17 protein-coding genes and 1 other annotated feature are annotated in these 17,419 nt (G+C 31.7%); all 17 genes read left to right on the forward strand.

Translation table 11 applies throughout. The annotated features are described in order from the left end of the window. Positions 1-101 precede the first annotated feature (101 nt). The 17 genes from DMR38_RS06115 (at position 102) to sigK (ending at position 17,394) form a co-directional block, all read left to right on the forward strand. Entirely contained in the window at positions 102-548 is a 447-nt protein-coding gene (locus tag DMR38_RS06115) for an Rrf2 family transcriptional regulator (protein WP_127720466.1), read from the forward strand. Next, on the forward strand, positions 549-1,757 hold the full coding sequence (gene nifS, locus DMR38_RS06120; RefSeq protein WP_127720467.1) for a cysteine desulfurase NifS: 1,209 nt from the start codon (positions 549-551) through the stop codon (positions 1,755-1,757). Next, complete coding sequence (nifU, locus tag DMR38_RS06125; RefSeq protein WP_127723946.1) at positions 1,757-2,185, forward strand: Fe-S cluster assembly scaffold protein NifU; 429 nt, start codon at positions 1,757-1,759, stop codon at positions 2,183-2,185. The genes nifS and nifU overlap by 1 nt, the downstream gene beginning before the upstream one ends. A 115-nt stretch (positions 2,186-2,300) precedes the next feature. Further along, a complete protein-coding gene (locus DMR38_RS06130) occupies positions 2,301-2,816 on the forward strand; it encodes a PRC-barrel domain-containing protein (protein ID WP_243124466.1) in 516 nt (171 codons plus the stop codon). An 86-nt stretch (positions 2,817-2,902) separates the two neighbouring features. Beyond that, positions 2,903-3,928 carry an AI-2E family transporter gene (locus DMR38_RS06135; RefSeq protein WP_127720469.1) on the forward strand — a complete coding sequence of 342 codons (1,026 nt, stop codon included), beginning with the start codon at positions 2,903-2,905 and terminating at the stop codon, positions 3,926-3,928. Positions 3,929-4,003: 75 nt separating this feature from the next. After that, positions 4,004-4,191, forward strand: a binding site (T-box leader). An 88-nt stretch (positions 4,192-4,279) separates the two neighbouring features. Continuing rightward, positions 4,280-6,919, forward strand: coding sequence for an alanine--tRNA ligase (alaS, locus tag DMR38_RS06140; RefSeq protein WP_127720470.1), 2,640 nt, complete (start codon positions 4,280-4,282; stop codon positions 6,917-6,919). A 61-nt stretch (positions 6,920-6,980) separates the two neighbouring features. Continuing rightward, a complete protein-coding gene (locus tag DMR38_RS06145; protein WP_013237881.1) occupies positions 6,981-7,232 on the forward strand; it encodes an IreB family regulatory phosphoprotein in 252 nt (83 codons plus the stop codon). A gap of 63 nt (positions 7,233-7,295) precedes the next feature. Beyond that, the gene (gene ruvX, locus DMR38_RS06150) at positions 7,296-7,709 is read left to right on the forward strand and encodes a Holliday junction resolvase RuvX (RefSeq protein ID WP_127720471.1); all 414 of its coding nucleotides are present in this window, start codon (positions 7,296-7,298) and stop codon (positions 7,707-7,709) included. Positions 7,710-7,887: 178 nt separating this feature from the next. After that, positions 7,888-8,148, forward strand: coding sequence for a DUF1292 domain-containing protein (locus DMR38_RS06155; protein WP_127720472.1), 261 nt, complete (start codon positions 7,888-7,890; stop codon positions 8,146-8,148). 234 nt (positions 8,149-8,382) lie between these two features. Next, positions 8,383-8,841: a Fur family transcriptional regulator gene (locus DMR38_RS06160; RefSeq protein WP_013237884.1), complete on the forward strand. Its 459-nt coding sequence runs from the start codon at positions 8,383-8,385 to the stop codon at positions 8,839-8,841. A gap of 39 nt (positions 8,842-8,880) precedes the next feature. Beyond that, a complete protein-coding gene (locus tag DMR38_RS06165) occupies positions 8,881-10,548 on the forward strand; it encodes a ribonuclease J (protein ID WP_127720473.1) in 1,668 nt (555 codons plus the stop codon). A gap of 34 nt (positions 10,549-10,582) precedes the next feature. Beyond that, positions 10,583-10,942, forward strand: a complete 360-nt coding sequence (locus DMR38_RS06170) for a YlbF family regulator (RefSeq protein ID WP_127720474.1) — start codon at positions 10,583-10,585, stop codon at positions 10,940-10,942. A 174-nt stretch (positions 10,943-11,116) separates the two neighbouring features. Continuing rightward, positions 11,117-12,940, forward strand: coding sequence for a translational GTPase TypA (gene typA, locus DMR38_RS06175; protein ID WP_127720475.1), 1,824 nt, complete (start codon positions 11,117-11,119; stop codon positions 12,938-12,940). Positions 12,941-12,997: 57 nt separating this feature from the next. Continuing rightward, positions 12,998-13,645, forward strand: a complete 648-nt coding sequence (locus tag DMR38_RS06180) for an O-methyltransferase (RefSeq protein ID WP_127720476.1) — start codon at positions 12,998-13,000, stop codon at positions 13,643-13,645. Between the two features lies 1 nt (position 13,646). After that, a complete protein-coding gene (locus tag DMR38_RS06185) occupies positions 13,647-14,873 on the forward strand; it encodes a U32 family peptidase (RefSeq protein WP_127720477.1) in 1,227 nt (408 codons plus the stop codon). A 76-nt stretch (positions 14,874-14,949) separates the two neighbouring features. Next, a complete protein-coding gene (locus DMR38_RS06190) occupies positions 14,950-16,614 on the forward strand; it encodes a penicillin-binding transpeptidase domain-containing protein (RefSeq protein WP_127720478.1) in 1,665 nt (554 codons plus the stop codon). A 78-nt stretch (positions 16,615-16,692) separates the two neighbouring features. Continuing rightward, entirely contained in the window at positions 16,693-17,394 is a 702-nt protein-coding gene (sigK, locus tag DMR38_RS06195) for an RNA polymerase sporulation sigma factor SigK (RefSeq protein ID WP_127720479.1), read from the forward strand. Positions 17,395-17,419 lie beyond the last annotated feature (25 nt).

Here is a 17,419-nt window from a genome sequence, read left to right on the forward strand (position 1 = left end):
GAGGCAAAAAATGCACGTTTTATTGTTGACAACTTTACTCGGATTTGATACTATAATATTAATTAAAGTATTAAGTCACATTGATTTAAGGAAGTGATGAATTGAAGCTATCCACAAAAGGAAGATATGGGGTAAAAGCTATGGTAGATTTAGCTATTCACTATAGTGATGAGCCGTCATCTATAAAAAGTATATCGGAAAGACAAAATATATCAGAATATTATTTAGAACAGTTATTTTCGAACCTTAGAAAATCTAATTTAGTAAAAAGTATTAGGGGAGCACAAGGTGGATATATTTTGAACAGAGAACCCAAAGATATAACTGTAGCTGATATAATGAAAGTTTTAGAAGGACCTATAGAAATCTCAGATTGTGTAGATGAAAATAATGAAAGTTCCTGCAGTAATATGGATTGCTGTGCTACCAGACTTTTATGGAGTAGAATTAAAGAAAGTATAGAGGATGTTATGAAGTCTACAACTTTACAAGACATGGTAGATGATTATATTCAAATGAAACAAGAAAAAACGAAAGGGGATATATAAATGAATAAGAAGGTTTACATGGACTATTCAGCTACTACTTATACAAAACCCGAGGTATTACAAGAAATGATTCCTTATTTTACTGAAAATTTTGGAAATCCATCTTCACTGTATTCAATGTCAGATGTTCCAAGAGAGGCAATTAATACAGCTAGACAAAGAGTGTCTAAGGCAATAAATGCAGATAAAAATGAAATATTTTTTACAGCAGGCGGGTCAGAAAGTGATAACTGGATATTAAAAGGAATAGCTTTTGCAAATAAAAATAAAGGAAATCATATAATAACTACTAAGATAGAACATCATGCTATTTTACATGCATGCAAGTTTCTTGAAAAAAATGGATTTGAAGTTACCTATTTACCTGTAGATGAGTATGGATTTATAAATTTAGAAGATTTAAAAAAAGCAATTAAGGATACTACAATACTTGTATCTGTAATGTTTGCAAATAATGAAGTGGGAACCATTCAACCTATAAAGGAAATAGGTGAGATATGTAAAGAAAAGAAGATATATTTTCACACAGATGCAGTTCAAGCTGTAGGACACGTTAACATAGATGTAAAGGACATGAACATAGATGCTCTTTCTATGGCAGGGCATAAGTTTTATGGACCTAAGGGAATAGGAGCAATGTACTTGAGAAAGGGAATAAAGATTGAAAATCTGATACACGGTGGTGCCCAGGAAAGAGGAAAGAGAGCTTCTACTGAAAATGTTCCAGGAATAGTTGGAATAGGAAAAGCGATAGAACTAGCAACTTCTGAAATGAAGACAGAAAGTAAAAGACTTAGCCAATTAAGGGATAAACTTATAAAAGGATTAGTTGAAGAAATACCTTATGCTAAAGTAAATGGACCTAGTGGAGATAAGAGACTTCCTGGAAATGTTAATTTGAGCTTTATAGGAATAGAAGGAGAAACTTTGCTTTTAGATCTAAATGATGCAGGTATATTTGTTTCTACAGGAAGTGCTTGTGCATCAGCTTCATTGGATCCGTCACATGTACTTTTAGCTTTAGGGTTACCTCACGAAGTGGCACATGGTTCCCTTAGATTAACTTTAGGTGCTGGTACTACGGAAGAGGATGTAGATTATGCGCTGCAGGTAATTCCAAAAGTAGTAGCTAGAAGAAGGGCAATGTCACCGCTTTGGGAAGACTTTCTTAAAACACAAAATAAAGGAGAGAAGGTAGAACAATTATGATGTACAGTGAAAAGGTTATGGATCACTTTAGACACCCTAGAAATGTAGGTGAAATTCCAGATGCAAATGGTGTTGGAGAAGTTGGAAATCCACAATGTGGAGATATAATGAAGATATATATAAAAGTTGAAGATGATGTGATAAAAGATATAAAATTTAAGACTTTTGGATGCGGTTCTGCTATAGCATCTTCCAGTATGGCAACTGAACTTATAAAAGGAAAAAAAGTAGAAGATGCATGGGAGCTTACTAATAAGGCAGTTGCAGAGGCACTAGATGGACTTCCACCAGTAAAGATGCATTGTTCTGTTTTAGCAGAAGAAGCTATCCATAAGGCAATAAATGATTATAGAGAGTCACAGGGACTTGAACCATGGGCAACTAAAAATCATTCTGAAACTATCCACGAACATGTTCATGGAAATTAATAATAATTTAGATAATGTATAAGTAAGTTTTCTATAATATATAAAAATATAACCTCTTTATGAGGTTATATTTTTATTTTTTGGATAAACTACAAGTATATATTTTTAAATTAAGGTGATATCTTTGTATAGAATAAGAGATTTTATATTTATGGATGCAGTAAATCTTTCAGGAAATTTACTGGGGTTTATAAGTGATATATTTTTAGACTTTAATAAAAAACAAGTAAAGGGATTTGTTATAACCCCTAACAACATATTTAAAAAAAGTTTAAACGTATTTATAAAGGATATAGTGAGTTTAACATCTGTAATAGTTGTTACTAATGCAAATAGGGATAAGTATTTTCAATTTAATGATGTAAAGAAAATGAATGTAGTGGATGAAAAAGGATGTTTGATAGGAATGGTGGAAGATATATTATTTGATGAAGAAAGTTTTTGCATAAAAGCAGTTATACTTTCCACTGGATTTATAAATAATTTTATAAAAGGGAAAAAAATATTGCTTATAGATGATTTGACTTTAGGTGAAGAGAACTTATTTTACAGAGGAAAAAAAGAAAATTTAAAGTTTTTTAATTCTCCTCATGTACTATTTAACTCAGATAAGGCATCTGAAAGAAAATAGGTTAGCATACTGATTGGTTATTTTTTTGAAAATTACTAAGAAGGGAAAATACCTAAATATAATTAGGATTGTGGAAGATGATGCGGATGAATATTAGTAAAAATTCTCTTGTCAAATATGTACTTATAATAGCTATATTTGCAGCTGCTGCTTTGCTTGTTGCTAAAAGTTCTGTATTAAGGGAAATGTTATATTTGATTTTTATATCTTTTTTAATAGCCTATACCCTAAAACCTATAGAAATAAAAATGGTTAATGCTGGAATAAACAAAAAAGTTAGTGCTATTATTATAATAGGTATACTGATTTTACTAGTTGTTTCTACATTTGCCCTTCTTATACCATCTTTATTTAAGGAAAGTTTAAAGTTAAATGCCACTGCTGCAAGTATTCAGACGTTAATAGACAGATTTTATGCAAAACTAAAGTTAATTCAAGGCAATAGGACAATGCACTTATTAGTAAATAATTTAAATAGAAGGATTGACAGTGAAATTGCTTCTGTATTTGTTAAAATATTTGATTTCTTAATGAATATGGGAGAAAATATATTGTATTTAGTAGTTATACCAATAATAACTTATTATTTTTTAGCAGATGATAAATGTATAAATGAAACTCTACTTTCCGCATTCCCAGTAAATAGTAGAAAACCTATTAAAAAAATATGCTGCCATGCAGATAAGATATTAGGACGATATATAGCAAGTCAGCTCATATTGAGTGCCCTTGTGGGAATAGCTACTTTTTTTATACTTATATTTTTAAAGGTAGAATTTCCTATAATATTATCCATATTAAATGCATTCTTTAATATAATACCTTATTTTGGTCCTATATTTGGTGCTCTTCCGGCTATAGTTATAGCCCTTATAAAATCTCCAGAAACAGCTTTATGGACAGTTATATGGCTTTATCTCCTGCAGCAGATAGAAGGAAACATACTATCACCTAAGGTCACAGGAGATAGCATAGATATGCATCCTCTTATAGTCATTCTTCTATTAATAGTTGGAGGTAAAGTATCAGGATTTATTGGAATGGTATTAGCAGTACCTTTTGGAGTTGTAATTAAAGTTATATATGATGATCTGAATTACTATATGTTTTAGTTAGAATTTCAGATTAGAAAAGCCTGCAATATTGACATAAAAGTGTATTTAAATTATAATTTGTATCGTAATGGAATATAGGCAATGAATAGAAAAAGTAAATATTTTATTATACAAAGAGAGGAAGTGGATGGTGTAAACTTCTTATAATATATATTGAAGCTATCTATGAGTCATAACATATAATTTAAGAGATACAGGTTTTTTATTTTACATATCTGTTTAATTAGGGTGGTACCGCGGATTCAGCTTTCGTCCCTTTTCAGGGATGGGAGCTTTTTAATTAAAATTATTTTTTACATAATAAAATGACAAAATTTGATTACATATGAGTGAAGAGGAGAGATACATATGGAGAAATTAGGATTAAATCAAATTAGAGAGATGTATTTAAGTTTTTTTGAAAAGAAGGGTCATTTAAGGATGTCAAGTTTTTCTTTAGTCCCCAATAATGATAAGAGCTTACTTCTTATAAATGCAGGAATGGCACCTCTTAAACCCTATTTTACAGGATTGAAGGTTCCACCTAGAAAAAGGGTGACTACCTGTCAGAAATGTATAAGGACAGGAGATATTGAAAACGTTGGGAAGACATCCAGACATGGTACTTTTTTTGAAATGCTTGGAAATTTTTCTTTTGGAGACTATTTCAAGGAAGAAGTAATTCCCTGGGCTTGGGAATTTACTACTGATGTTTTAAAAATTCCTAAAGATAAATTATATGTTACCATATATTTAGATGACGATGAAGCTTATGATATATGGGTGAAAAAGACGGACATAGATCCATCTAGAATATTCAGGCTAGGAAAAGAAGATAATTTTTGGGAACATGGAGCAGGACCCTGTGGACCTTGTTCGGAGATTCACTATGACAGAGGCGAAGGAAAGATAACTACAGTAGATGAATTTGTAAAAGCAGGTGATAGTGACAGGGTAGTTGAATTTTGGAACTTGGTATTTACACAATTTGATAAAGATGAAGAAGGAAACTACAATAAGCTTTCTCATCCAAATATAGATACGGGTATGGGTCTTGAGAGAATGGCAACTATAATGCAGGGTAAAAACAGTATATTTGAAGTAGACACTATAAATTCTATATTAAAAGCAGTAAGCAATATGGCTGGTATAGAATACGGTAAAAATGAAAAAAGTGATATGTCCATGAGAATAATAACAGATCATGTGAGAAGTGTTACATTTATGATAAGTGATGGAATACTTCCATCTAATGAAGGCCGTGGGTATGTGCTTAGAAGACTTTTAAGAAGGGCTGCAAAGCATGGAAAGTCCCTTGGCATTAAGGAAGGATTTTTGTATAAACTTACAGAAGTTGTCATAAATAATTCTTGTGGAAATTATTCTGCATTGAAGGAAAAAGAAGAGTATATAAAAAAGATTATAAAGCTAGAAGAGGAAAGATTTGATGAAACTATAGACAGTGGAATGCAAATTTTAAATGACTTTATATCTGACTTAAAGTCAAATAAAAATACTGTACTGGAGGGTGAAAAGGCATTTAAATTATATGATACGTATGGTTTCCCTATAGAACTTACTCAAGAAATATTAGAAGAAAAAGGAATGACTGTAGATTTAGATGAATTCAATCATAATATGAAAGATCAGAGGGAAAGAGCAAGATCTGCTAGAGCAGAGACCAATTATATGGGAGCAGAAAATACTGTATTAAATAAAATCCCTTTTGAAATAAATACGGTATTTGAAGGGTATGATAGATTAAAATCCAGTTCCAAAGTTAAATTAATTGTAAAAGATGAAGAATTTGTATCTGTTTTAAATGAAGGAGAAGAGGGAGTTATTATAACTTCCAATACGCCTTTTTATGCTGAAATGGGAGGCCAGGTAGGAGATAAGGGAACTGTATTTAGTGAAAACTTCAAAGGAGAAGTTTTAGATTGTAAGAAAAACCTAGCAGGAAAGGTACTACATTTTGTTAAGGTTATTTCAGGAAGTATAAATTTGGAGGATACAATTGAACTGAGTGTAGACGAGGATAGAAGAAATAATATAAGAAAAAATCATACTGCAACTCATCTATTAGATTCTGCTTTAAAACAAGTTTTAGGAGAACAGGTACATCAGTCTGGTTCTTATGTAGATGAAGCTAGGCTAAGGTTTGATTTCAATCATTTTGAAGCTGTAAGCTATGAAAAATTAAGGTATATTGAAAACTTGGTAAATGAAAGTATAATGAAAGTTTATCCTGTAAAAACAACTATAATGTCCTTAGATGAAGCCAAAGAAAGTGGTGCAATAGCACTTTTTGACAACAAATATAAAGATGAAGTAAGAGTAGTTTCTGTAGGAAATTTCAGTAAGGAACTTTGTGGAGGTACTCATGTGAGTAATTCTGGAGAGATAGGCTTGTTTAAAATAACTTCTGAAACCGGGATAGCAGCTGGTATAAGGAGAATAGAAGCAGTTACAGGTAAGATGGCGATTGAATATGTTAATTCAAAAAGTGATATACTAAGAGAAATATCAAGCAAACTAAAATGTTCTGAAAAAGAAATTGTTCATAAATTGGATTTGCAATCTAGTGAACTGAAAGAATTGGAAAAGGAAATTGAAGAATTAAAATTGAAAGTTGCAGGAAGTGCAGAAGATGATATTTTAAAGTCAGTAAATAAAATAGGAGGAATAGATCTATTTACAGGTATATTGAAAGATGTAGATGGAAATTCTCTTAGGGAGCTAGCTGATAAAATCAGGAGCAAATCTGAAAATTGTGTAGTTTTGCTTGGAAGCAGCACAGGAGAAAAAGTGCAGCTTGTAGCTATGGCAACTAAAGAAGCAGTAAAAAATGGAATACATTGTGGAAAAATCATAAAGGAAGTTGCAGCAATTACAGGTGGAGGCGGTGGCGGAAGACCTGATATGGCTCAAGCAGGAGGAAAACTTCCGGATAAGTTACAAGAAGCTATAGGAAAAAGCAACACAATTATTACAAAATTAGTTAAGTAGTATACATTTTATGAAATATGTTTTATAATATATTTATTAGAATGTTAGCGGGGTGATATATATGAGCAACGATAATACTATTCAGTTTGACATTTCTGAAAGTAAAAAAGCATTGACAAAGGAAATATTGACTGAGGTTTATGATTCGCTAATTAAAAAAGGCTATAATCCAGTAAATCAATTAGTGGGATACTTGATTTCTGGTGATCCAACGTATATAACAAATTATAACGGAGCAAGGTCATTGGTTAGGAAGCTTGAGAGAGATGAAATACTTGAAGAAGTCTTAAAAGCATACTTAGACATAAAATAAAAATGTCCTTTTGGACATTTTTATTTTAAATATGAGAATAATAAAAAGTAGGAGAGTGAAAGTTTGAGAATACTCGGATTAGATATAGGGGACAGAACTATAGGAGTGGCACTAAGTGACCCACTTGGGATAACGGCACAAGGAATCACTACTGTGAGAAGAAAGAATCAGGAAAAGGACATTGAGGAATTAAAGTCTATATGTGAAAAATATGGTGTGGAACTTATTGTTTCTGGGCTTCCTAAAAATATGAATGGTACGTTAGGTCCTCAGAGTGAAAAAGTGTTAAGTTTTTGCAAGGTTATAGGGCAAAGTATAAAAGTACCCATAGAGATGTGGGATGAAAGATTAACTACTGTAGCGGCTCATAGAGCTATGATAGAGGGAGATTTATCTAGGGCAAAGAGAAAAAAAATAGTAGATAAGATGGCGGCCATTTATATACTTCAAGGATATTTGGATAGCATTTCAAAATAGTATCAAGTGAAATTTATTTGAATTTATTAAGGGATACAGCCTTTATTTATCATATCCTTGAAGAAAATGAGAAAACTAAAATCTATAATTTTTGTGAAGAGTTTTTACAAAGTATCGTTAAGCGTTAAAGAGAGTAGTTATTGAATAAATTTGGATTTGGAAGAAAGGAAAACTCAATATGGATAATAACGCAGCAGATTTAATATTAGAAGATGAAAATGGGAAAAATGTTAAGTTCCAGGTGGTTACTAAATTTGATATAGAGGAAGAAGAGTATATAATTGCGGTGCCTGAAGAATGTGCTGATGAAGATACCGCTATAGCACTTAAAATAGTAAAAGATGATAATGGAGAAGAAGTTCTTGTAACAGTAGAAGATGAGGATGAATTTGATAGGGTTTTAGAAGTTTACGAAGGTTTATTTGGAAATGAAGCTTAGTTAATATAAAAGCTAGAGGCTAAAAGCTGTGGCTTAGATAACTTTTAGCCTTTAGCTTTTATATTAATTGATTTTCAATTGACAATAACTTTATACTATATTAAACTTATAGTATTGTAATTTTTAAACAGTGTTTTTATCCGATGGCTATCATCTGAAATACTACTATCACACACAGTTTAACAGCAGAAAAGGTGGTCATGGGACAAATTTAGGTTGAAATGGGGTATAGTAATGCCAAAACTTTCCTCTTCAGAAATAGAGAGATTAAAAAATAGCTTAAAAGAAAAGGGATATAAACTTACGCCACAGAGGCGTGCTGTGGTTGATATTATAATAAGAAATGAAGGAAAACACCTTACTACAGAAGAAATATATGATCAGGTTAAGAGTGAATGCCCTGAAATTGGTTTGGCTACAGTTTACAGGACAGTACAGCTTTTAGAGGATATAGGTGTTATATGTAAATTGGATTTAGAGGATGGATGCAATAGATACGAAATAGTACATGAAGAAGAAAACCATCAGCATCATCATTTAATATGTACTAAATGTTCTAAGATAATTGAAGTAACGGATGATTTGTTGGAACCTTTAGAAAAAAAGATAGAAGAAAAGTATGATTTTAAAATTTTAAACCATAGTTTGAAATTTTATGGCATATGTAATAAATGTACAAAAAAATCAAAATAAGTATAAGAAACTAAAATATAAAAAGGAGGGAAGATTTTTTTGCGTAAAGAAAAAGATAAAGTAAAAGTCATTCCATTAGGTGGTCTAGGTGAAATAGGAAAGAATCTTACAGTAATAGAGTATAAAAATGACATAATAGTAATTGATTGTGGCATGAGTTTCCCAGATGCAGATATGCTGGGCATAGATATAGTTATACCCGATATTACTTATTTGAAAAAGAATATTGACAGGGTGAGAGGAATATTTTTAACTCATGGACATGAAGACCATATAGGAGCGTTACCTTATGTGCTAAAAGAAATCAATGTTCCTGTGTACGGTACGAAGTTAACCCTGGGTATTGTTGAGAGTAAGTTAAGAGAACATAACTTAAATGATGTAGTAAAATTAAAGTGTGTAAAGGCAAAGGACGTAATTAAATTGGATAGTATGTCTGTGGAATTTATAAGAACTAGCCATAGTATAGCTGATTCAACTGCCCTTGCAATACACACACCAATAGGCATTATATTTCATACTGGCGATTTTAAGGTAGATTATACACCTATTGATGGAAGTGTAATTGATTTTGCCAGGCTTGCAGAACTGGGTAAAAAGGGTGTAATCCTTATGTTAGCAGATAGTACTAATGTAGAAAGACCGGGGTACACTATGTCTGAAAGGACTGTAGGAAAAACTTTTCAAAGGTTTTTTTCACTTGCAAAAAATAGAATAATAGTGGCTACATTTGCCTCTAATATTCATAGAATACAGCAGGTAATTACTGCTGCTGAAAAATATGACAGGAAAGTTGCAATTTCTGGAAGAAGTATGGAAAATATAATGGAGGTAGCTACCAATTTAGGATATATAGATATTAAAAAGAATACTCTTATTAATATAGATAATATAAATAGATATCCGGGTAATAGAATAGTTATAATAACTACTGGAAGTCAAGGCGAACCTATGTCGGCTCTTTCAAGAATGGCAGCTTCCGAACATAAGAAAGTAAATATTATTCCAGGAGATACGATAATAATTTCAGCAAATCCTATACCTGGAAATGAAAAATTAGTTTCTGGAGTTATAAACCAACTGTTTAAAAAGGGAGCAGAAGTAATATATGAAGCATTGGCAGATGTGCATGTTTCAGGTCATGCTTGTCAGGAAGAGTTAAAATTAATTCATACTCTTGTAAAACCTAAATTTTTTATGCCAGTGCATGGAGAATACAGGCATTTGAAGCAGCATAAAGACCTTGCCATAAGCCTAGGAATGCCTTCAAACAATGTAATTATAGCAGATAATGGAGATGTAATAGAAGTTTCCAGAGACTCTATAAAGAAAACGGGTACAGTAGTATCTGGACAGATATTTGTAGATGGACTTGGAGTAGGAGATGTTGGAAATATAGTTTTAAGAGACAGAAGACATCTTTCACAAGATGGTATACTTACAGTAGTAATTACCATTGAAAAACAAACGGGTACTGTTATTGCTGGTCCTGATATAATATCCAGAGGGTTTGTATACGTAAGGGAATCAGAAGATTTAATGGAAGAAGCAAAGGAACTTGTACGAGGTGCATTAAATGAATGTGAGGAGAAACACATTACTGAATGGGCAAGTATAAAGTCAAATGTAAAAGAAGTCCTCAGATCATTCTTATACGAAAAGACAAAGAGAAAACCAATGATATTACCTATAATTATGGAAATATAGTGTTTGAAAATATTGTCTAGGAAGGATGGTTAAAATGAGTATATCTGGTAAAGCAAGTGAGCTTGCAGCAGAACTTAAAAACTGTGAAGAAGTGACGTTATTAAGAGAGGCAAGTAAAGAAATAGAAAAAAGTGAAGCAAATATAAAAATGTTAGATGATTTTAGAAAAATACAAATGGAGGCTTATTCAGAGCAAATGCAAAACGGAGAGGTCTCTGAGAAAACTAAACAAAAATTTAAAAATATAGGTTCTGTAGTATCTATGAATCCTTCTGTAAACAAGTATATACAGACAGAACAGAGATTCAGCATTATGTGGCAGAATGTATTAAAGATGCTAAATGATGCCATAGGAATAGACTTTTCTTTTGGAACAGGTAAAAATAAAAAATAGTTTTTACGTGAAAACCATTAGAATGACGTTTAGAAAGTTGACTTTTTAACACTATGATATTAAAATAAATATGTTACTTTAAATTGGATACAGGAAAGTATCCAATTTTTTTGAGTATTTATTCAGAATTTTAATATGTTTAGTCAGTTTAAGTGTAAAATTGGAGGAGTAATAATGAATTTGTTTACAAGAAATGATATAAGAAATGTGGCAATAATAGCCCATGTCGATCATGGTAAGACCACATTGGTAGATGCATTATTAAGACAAAGCAATATATTTAGATCAAATGAAAAAGTTGAAGAGAGAGTCATGGACTCAAATGATCTTGAAAAGGAAAGAGGTATTACTATACTATCAAAGAATACTTCTGTAATGCATAAAGGAATTAAAATAAATATAGTAGATACACCAGGACATGCAGATTTTGGAGGAGAAGTAGAACGTGTACTTGAAATGGTAGATAGTGTCTTATTATTAGTAGATGCTTATGAAGGACCTATGCCTCAGACAAAATTTGTTTTGAAAAAAGCATTGGAATTAAAACTAAAACCAATAGTTGTTATAAATAAAATAGATAAGTCGGATGCAAGACCTTCTGAGGTATTGGATGAAATTTTTGATTTATTTGTAGAGTTAGGTGCTAATGATGAACAGCTTGACTTCCCTGTAGTTTATTGTTCTTCAAAAGCAGGTTTTGCTAAAAAAGAGATGGAAGACGAATCAGACAATATGGAACCTTTATTTGATGCAATAATAAAGAATGTGGCTCCACCTCAGGGATATTTAGATATGCCACTTCAAATGTTAATTACAACTATAGATCACAATGAATATGTAGGTAGAATAGGTGTAGGAAAAATAACAAGAGGAAGTATAAAGAAAAATGAGCAGGTTGCACTTATAAGAAAAGGAAATAAAATAGAGAATGTAAAAGTGTCTAACCTTTACGTTTATGATGGCCTTAAAAAGAAAGAGGTAGATGAAGCAAAACTTGGTGATATAGTTGCGGTATCAGGTATTCCTGATATAAACATAGGTGAAACTATAGCAGATGCTTCAGAACCAGAAGCTCTTCCTTTTGTAGATATAGATGAACCTACGTTGAGTATGAACTTTATGGTAAATGACTCACCATTTGCTGGAAAAGAAGGTGATTATGTAACTTCAAGACATTTGAGAGACAGACTTATGAAAGAACTTGAAACAAATGTTGCTCTTAAAGTTGAAGAAACTGATTCACCAGATTGCTTTATAGTAAGCGGCAGAGGAGAACTACATCTTTCAGTTTTAATAGAAACTATGAGAAGAGAAGGTTATGAGTTCCAGGTTTCAAAACCAACGGTTATATATAAAGAAGAAAATGGGAAAAAATTAGAACCTATTGAATATTTGACTATAGATGTACCTGAAGAGTTTATGGGAATTGTTATGGAGAAACTTGGACCTAGAAAAGCTGAAATGGTAAATATGACTTCAGCAGTTAATGGATATACAAGATTGGAATTTAAAATACCAGCAAGGGGACTTATTGGATTTAGAAATGAGTTTATGACAGATACCAAGGGAAATGGAATAATGAACCATGTATTGGATAGTTATGAAGAATACAAAGGAGATATACCGGAAAGAACAAGGGGCTCACTTGTAGTATTTGAACCAGGTACAGCTATAACTTATGGACTTTTTAATGCTCAGGAAAGAGGAATGCTTTTTATAGAACCAGGAACAGATGTATACGAGGGAATGATAGCTGGTGAATGTTCAAGAGCTGAGGATATAGAGGTAAATGTATGCAAAAAGAAGCATTTGACAAATACAAGAACTTCAAGTGCAGATGATGCATTAAAGTTAGTTCCTGTAAACAAAATGAGTCTTGAAAAATCACTAGAGTTTATAGCATCGGATGAATTAGTGGAGATTACTCCTAAGAGCATAAGAATGAGAAAGAGGATATTAAATACAGATCTTAGAAAAAAGGCTGCAAGGAGAAAATAGTAAAAGTTTTTACAAATAAGAATAACTATTTAATTTGAAGTTATTTTGGAGGAAAAAATGAGCGGTGTTGCATATGAATACATGGAAAATTATATAAGATCATTGATAGGAGAACATGATGGAATATTAAATGAGATGGAAGAGTACGCTAGATTAAATTCTGTTCCAATAGTCCATAAGGAAGTGGCAAGATTTTTAGAACTTATGATAACTGTGAAAAAGCCCTTAAAAATTTTAGAGCTTGGAACTGCAATTGGTTACTCTGCTATTCTCATGAGCTTAAGTTCTCACAAAAAAAGTCATATAACAACAGTTGAAAGAGATAAGCACATGATAGAAATCGCCAGGGAAAATGTAGAAAAATATAAATTTAAGCAGCACATTGATATTATAGAAGGAGACTGCCTGGAAGTACTTAAAAGTATGCAGGAACAATATGATTTTATATTTATGGATGCAGGCAAAGCACACTATAATCATTTTTTACCTTATTGTTTAAAACTTTTAAATGAAGAAGGCATGATAGTAGCAGATAATGCATTATTTAGGGGAATGATTGCCTCAGATGAATTGGTGAAGAGAAGAAAGATAACTATAGTAAAAAGAATGAGAGAGTACTTAAATACCATATCTGATCATGATAAATTTATAACATCAATTATACCTATGGGAGATGGTATAGCTGTTACAGTGAGGAGGAATTAAGATGAAAAAACCAGAACTTCTAGCACCAGCTGGTAATCTTGAAAAGCTGAAGACAGCTATAAACTTTGGTGCTGATGCAGTTTATCTTGGAGGCAGCAAACTTAATTTAAGAGCTTTTGCAGATAATTTTGCAGATAATGAATTAAATGAAGGAATAGAGTATGCCCATAAAAGGGGTAAAAAGGTATTTGTAACTGTAAATGTCTTTCCTCATAATGAAGATTTAGTGGGAATGGAAGATTACTTAAAAAAATTGTATGAATTAAAAGCAGATGCAATACTTGTATCTGATCCAGGGATAATAATGACTGCGAAAGAAGTTGTCCCAAATTTAGAACTTCATTTAAGTACACAGGCCAATAATGTGAATTGGAAATCAGCTATGTTTTGGCACAACCAAGGAGTAAAGAGAATAGTACTTGCAAGAGAATTATCGCTTAAAGAAATAAATGAGATACGATGCCATTTACCGGAGAGTTGTGAAATAGAGGCTTTTGTCCATGGCGCAATGTGTATGTCCTATTCTGGTAGATGTGTACTTTCAAATTACATGACAGGAAGAGATGCCAATAGAGGTCAATGTGCCCAGCCGTGCAGATATAAATATTATTTGATGGAAGAAAAAAGACAAGGGGAATACTTTCCGGTATTTGAAGATGATAGAGGAGCTTATATATTAAATTCTAAAGATTTATGTATGATAGAGCATATTCCTGAACTAGTTAACAGTGGTATAAATTCGTTAAAAATAGAAGGAAGAATGAAGAGTTCATATTATGTGGCTACTGTAGTAAAAGCTTATAGAAGGGCAATAGATGCCTATTTTCAAAATCCAGATTCCTATAAATTTAAAAAAGTATGGTTGGATGATTTAATGAAAGCAAGCCATAGAGTGTATTATACTGGATTCTATTTTGGAGACCCAGGCAGACAGATATATGAAACCTCTTCATATATAAGAAATTATGACATAGTAGGAATAGTGAAAGAGTATGATACCCTTAAAGAAAGGGCTGTTATAGAGCAGAGAAATAAGGTTTTTGATGAAGATGAAGTAGAAGTGCTTAGGCCTAAAGGTGATGGCTTTTGTATACGCCTTTGTGATATGAGGAATGAAGAGGGAGAAAAAATAGAATCGGCACCCGTAGCTCAAATGATATTTACAGCTAAAGTAAGTAGTAAAATGGAAAAGGGAGATATGCTTCTAAAAGCAAAAAACGATAAATAAATGTGGTAAAATAATAATATTATGAATAAAACACCTTATTTTGGACAAAATTTTAGTCTAGATGAGGTGTTTTTTTATGTTCGAGATTAATAGAAATGTAATTAAAAAAAGACAGTATTTTTTATTTATAGTAATTATTTTAATATTTTCAGTATTATATTTTAAAATATTAGAGGTCCAATATTTTAGATGGAACAAATTAAGTGTAATGGCAGACTCTCAGTATTCTTACAAAGAAGATCTAACAGATGCCAATTACAAATTGTTTGATTCTTATGGAAGGCAGCTTATGAGTTACAATAAAAAATATTATGTGGTAATATTGCCGCAAGTGTTTTTAAAAGATAATCAAAATGCAGATTCAGAGAAAGTTTTGACACTTGTATACACCCTTAGAAATTATAATAGTAGCTATGATTTGTCTAAGATAGCTGCACTAAATAGCAGTCAAAAAGTATATTATGAAATTGACGCAAGCACGTATAATAAACTAAAAGATGTAAAGGGTGTAAATGGATTTTATACCTATATATACTCCCCATTAAATAGGAGTGGAGTGTGGAGTATAGAAAATTTACTTGAAAATCCTAGAAGAACCCAGGATAATAAAATGAAATCTGAAAGTTCTTTAGAAATGCAGATATACAATAAAACTAAGAATAACGAAAAACCCCAGGTAGTATTTGAAAGGGATGTAAATGGAAATATAATAGGAAAAAAGACCAATTCACCTAAAAATAATGTAAATGTTAGGTTGACTGTAGATAAAGATATAGAAGATAAAATAAAAGCAGTGTTAAATAGCAGCGAAAATAAAAACTATGGTCAGATTGGTGTAGTTTTAATGGAGGCAAATACAGGAAAAATAAAGGCTCTAGTGCAAAAAGATGATAATAAGCCAAATGTAAATTTAGGGGTTTCTACTAATCATGGATTTTTCCCTGGATCTATATTTAAAGTTTTAGTGGAGGAAGCAGGACTTGATAAGAATATTATAAATGTAAATGATAAGTTTACATGCAGAGGACTTTATGAAGAAAAAGATGAATCACATCATGGAACTTTGACTCCAGAAGGAGCACTTACACTATCGTGTAATGATATATTTTCTCAAATAGGTAATAAAGTTGGATTTAATAATTTTTATGACAATGCAAAATCTCAAGGATTGTTTGAGAAAGTATTAAATTTGGATAGTGAAAAAGAGGGCCGATTTGAGGTGAAAAACCCAAGTTATAGTGATGGAAGTCTCGGACTTGCGGCTATAGGTCAAAATGTCAGAATAACTCCACTAGAAGCTATAAGCATACCTAATACAGTTATAAATGATGGAGTATATGTTAGACCGTACATAGTAGATAGTTATGTAGATGATAAAAATAATATTATAGGAGAAGTTAATACTACAAGTAATGCTGTAATTGAGAAATCTACAGCAGAGGAAATGAAGAAGCAGATGATAAATGTAGTTGACATGGGTACAGCAAAATCAGCGTATATAAATGGCATGGAAGTAGGAGGAAAAACTGGAAGCACACAGAGGATGGAACTTACTGGGAGCAGCAAAACTGCACAGGAACACTCAGATGGATGGTTTTCAGGCTTTTTTAAAGCAAATGGAAGATATTATTCAATGGTAGTTTTTGTTAAAGATATAAATAAAGACAGCCAAAGTGGTGGAAATACCGCAGCCCCTATTTTTAAAAATATAATTTTGAAAGTACAGCAGTATTTAAAGTGAAATTAAATTTATTTATGTGTGCACTTTTTTAAAATATATTCATAGTATATTAATAAGCACTGTTAGGAGGAGCAACAAGTGTTTTTAACAAATTGCTTATTAGATATCCTGGGAAATGTAGTATTTATGACGGCTTACGTTACAAATAGTAGTTCATTTCCACAACCCTTAAGTGATGAAGAGGAAGAATATTATCTCAAAAAATTAGAACAGGGAGATTTGCTTGCTAAAAGTATTTTAGTGGAGAGAAATTTAAGATTAGTAGCACATATTGTAAAAAAATATTCATATCCTAGTAAAGAAGTAGATGAGCTAATTTCCATTGGAACAGTTGGGCTTATTAAAGCAATAGATTCTTTTGACAGGTCTAAGGGAACTAGACTCGCAACATATGCAGCAAAGTGTATAGAAAATGAGATATTGATGCTTATAAGAAATAATAAGAAAATTAGAAATGAAGTATACTTGGAAGATCCTATAGGTGTTGATAAAGAAGGAAATGAAATATCTCTTATGGATGTTCTCAGTAGTGATGAAAGTTCTATAATTGAGATTGTAGAACAAAAATTACAGGTAAAAAAATTATATTCTAAAATAAACACTTGTTTATCTGAAAGAGAAAAAAGTGTTGTGGAAATGAGATATGGTCTGTTGGAGGGAAAACCAAGGACTCAAAGAGAGATAGCTAAGCTTCTAGGAATATCAAGATCTTATGTATCAAGAATTGAAAAAAAAGCTTTAAAAAAGTTGTACAAAGAATTAAATTACGGTACAGGATAATTTTGGATGAAACTTAGAGAGTAAA

Source organism: Clostridium sp. AWRP (assembly GCF_004006395.2).
Taxonomy (GTDB): domain Bacteria; phylum Bacillota; class Clostridia; order Clostridiales; family Clostridiaceae; genus Clostridium_B.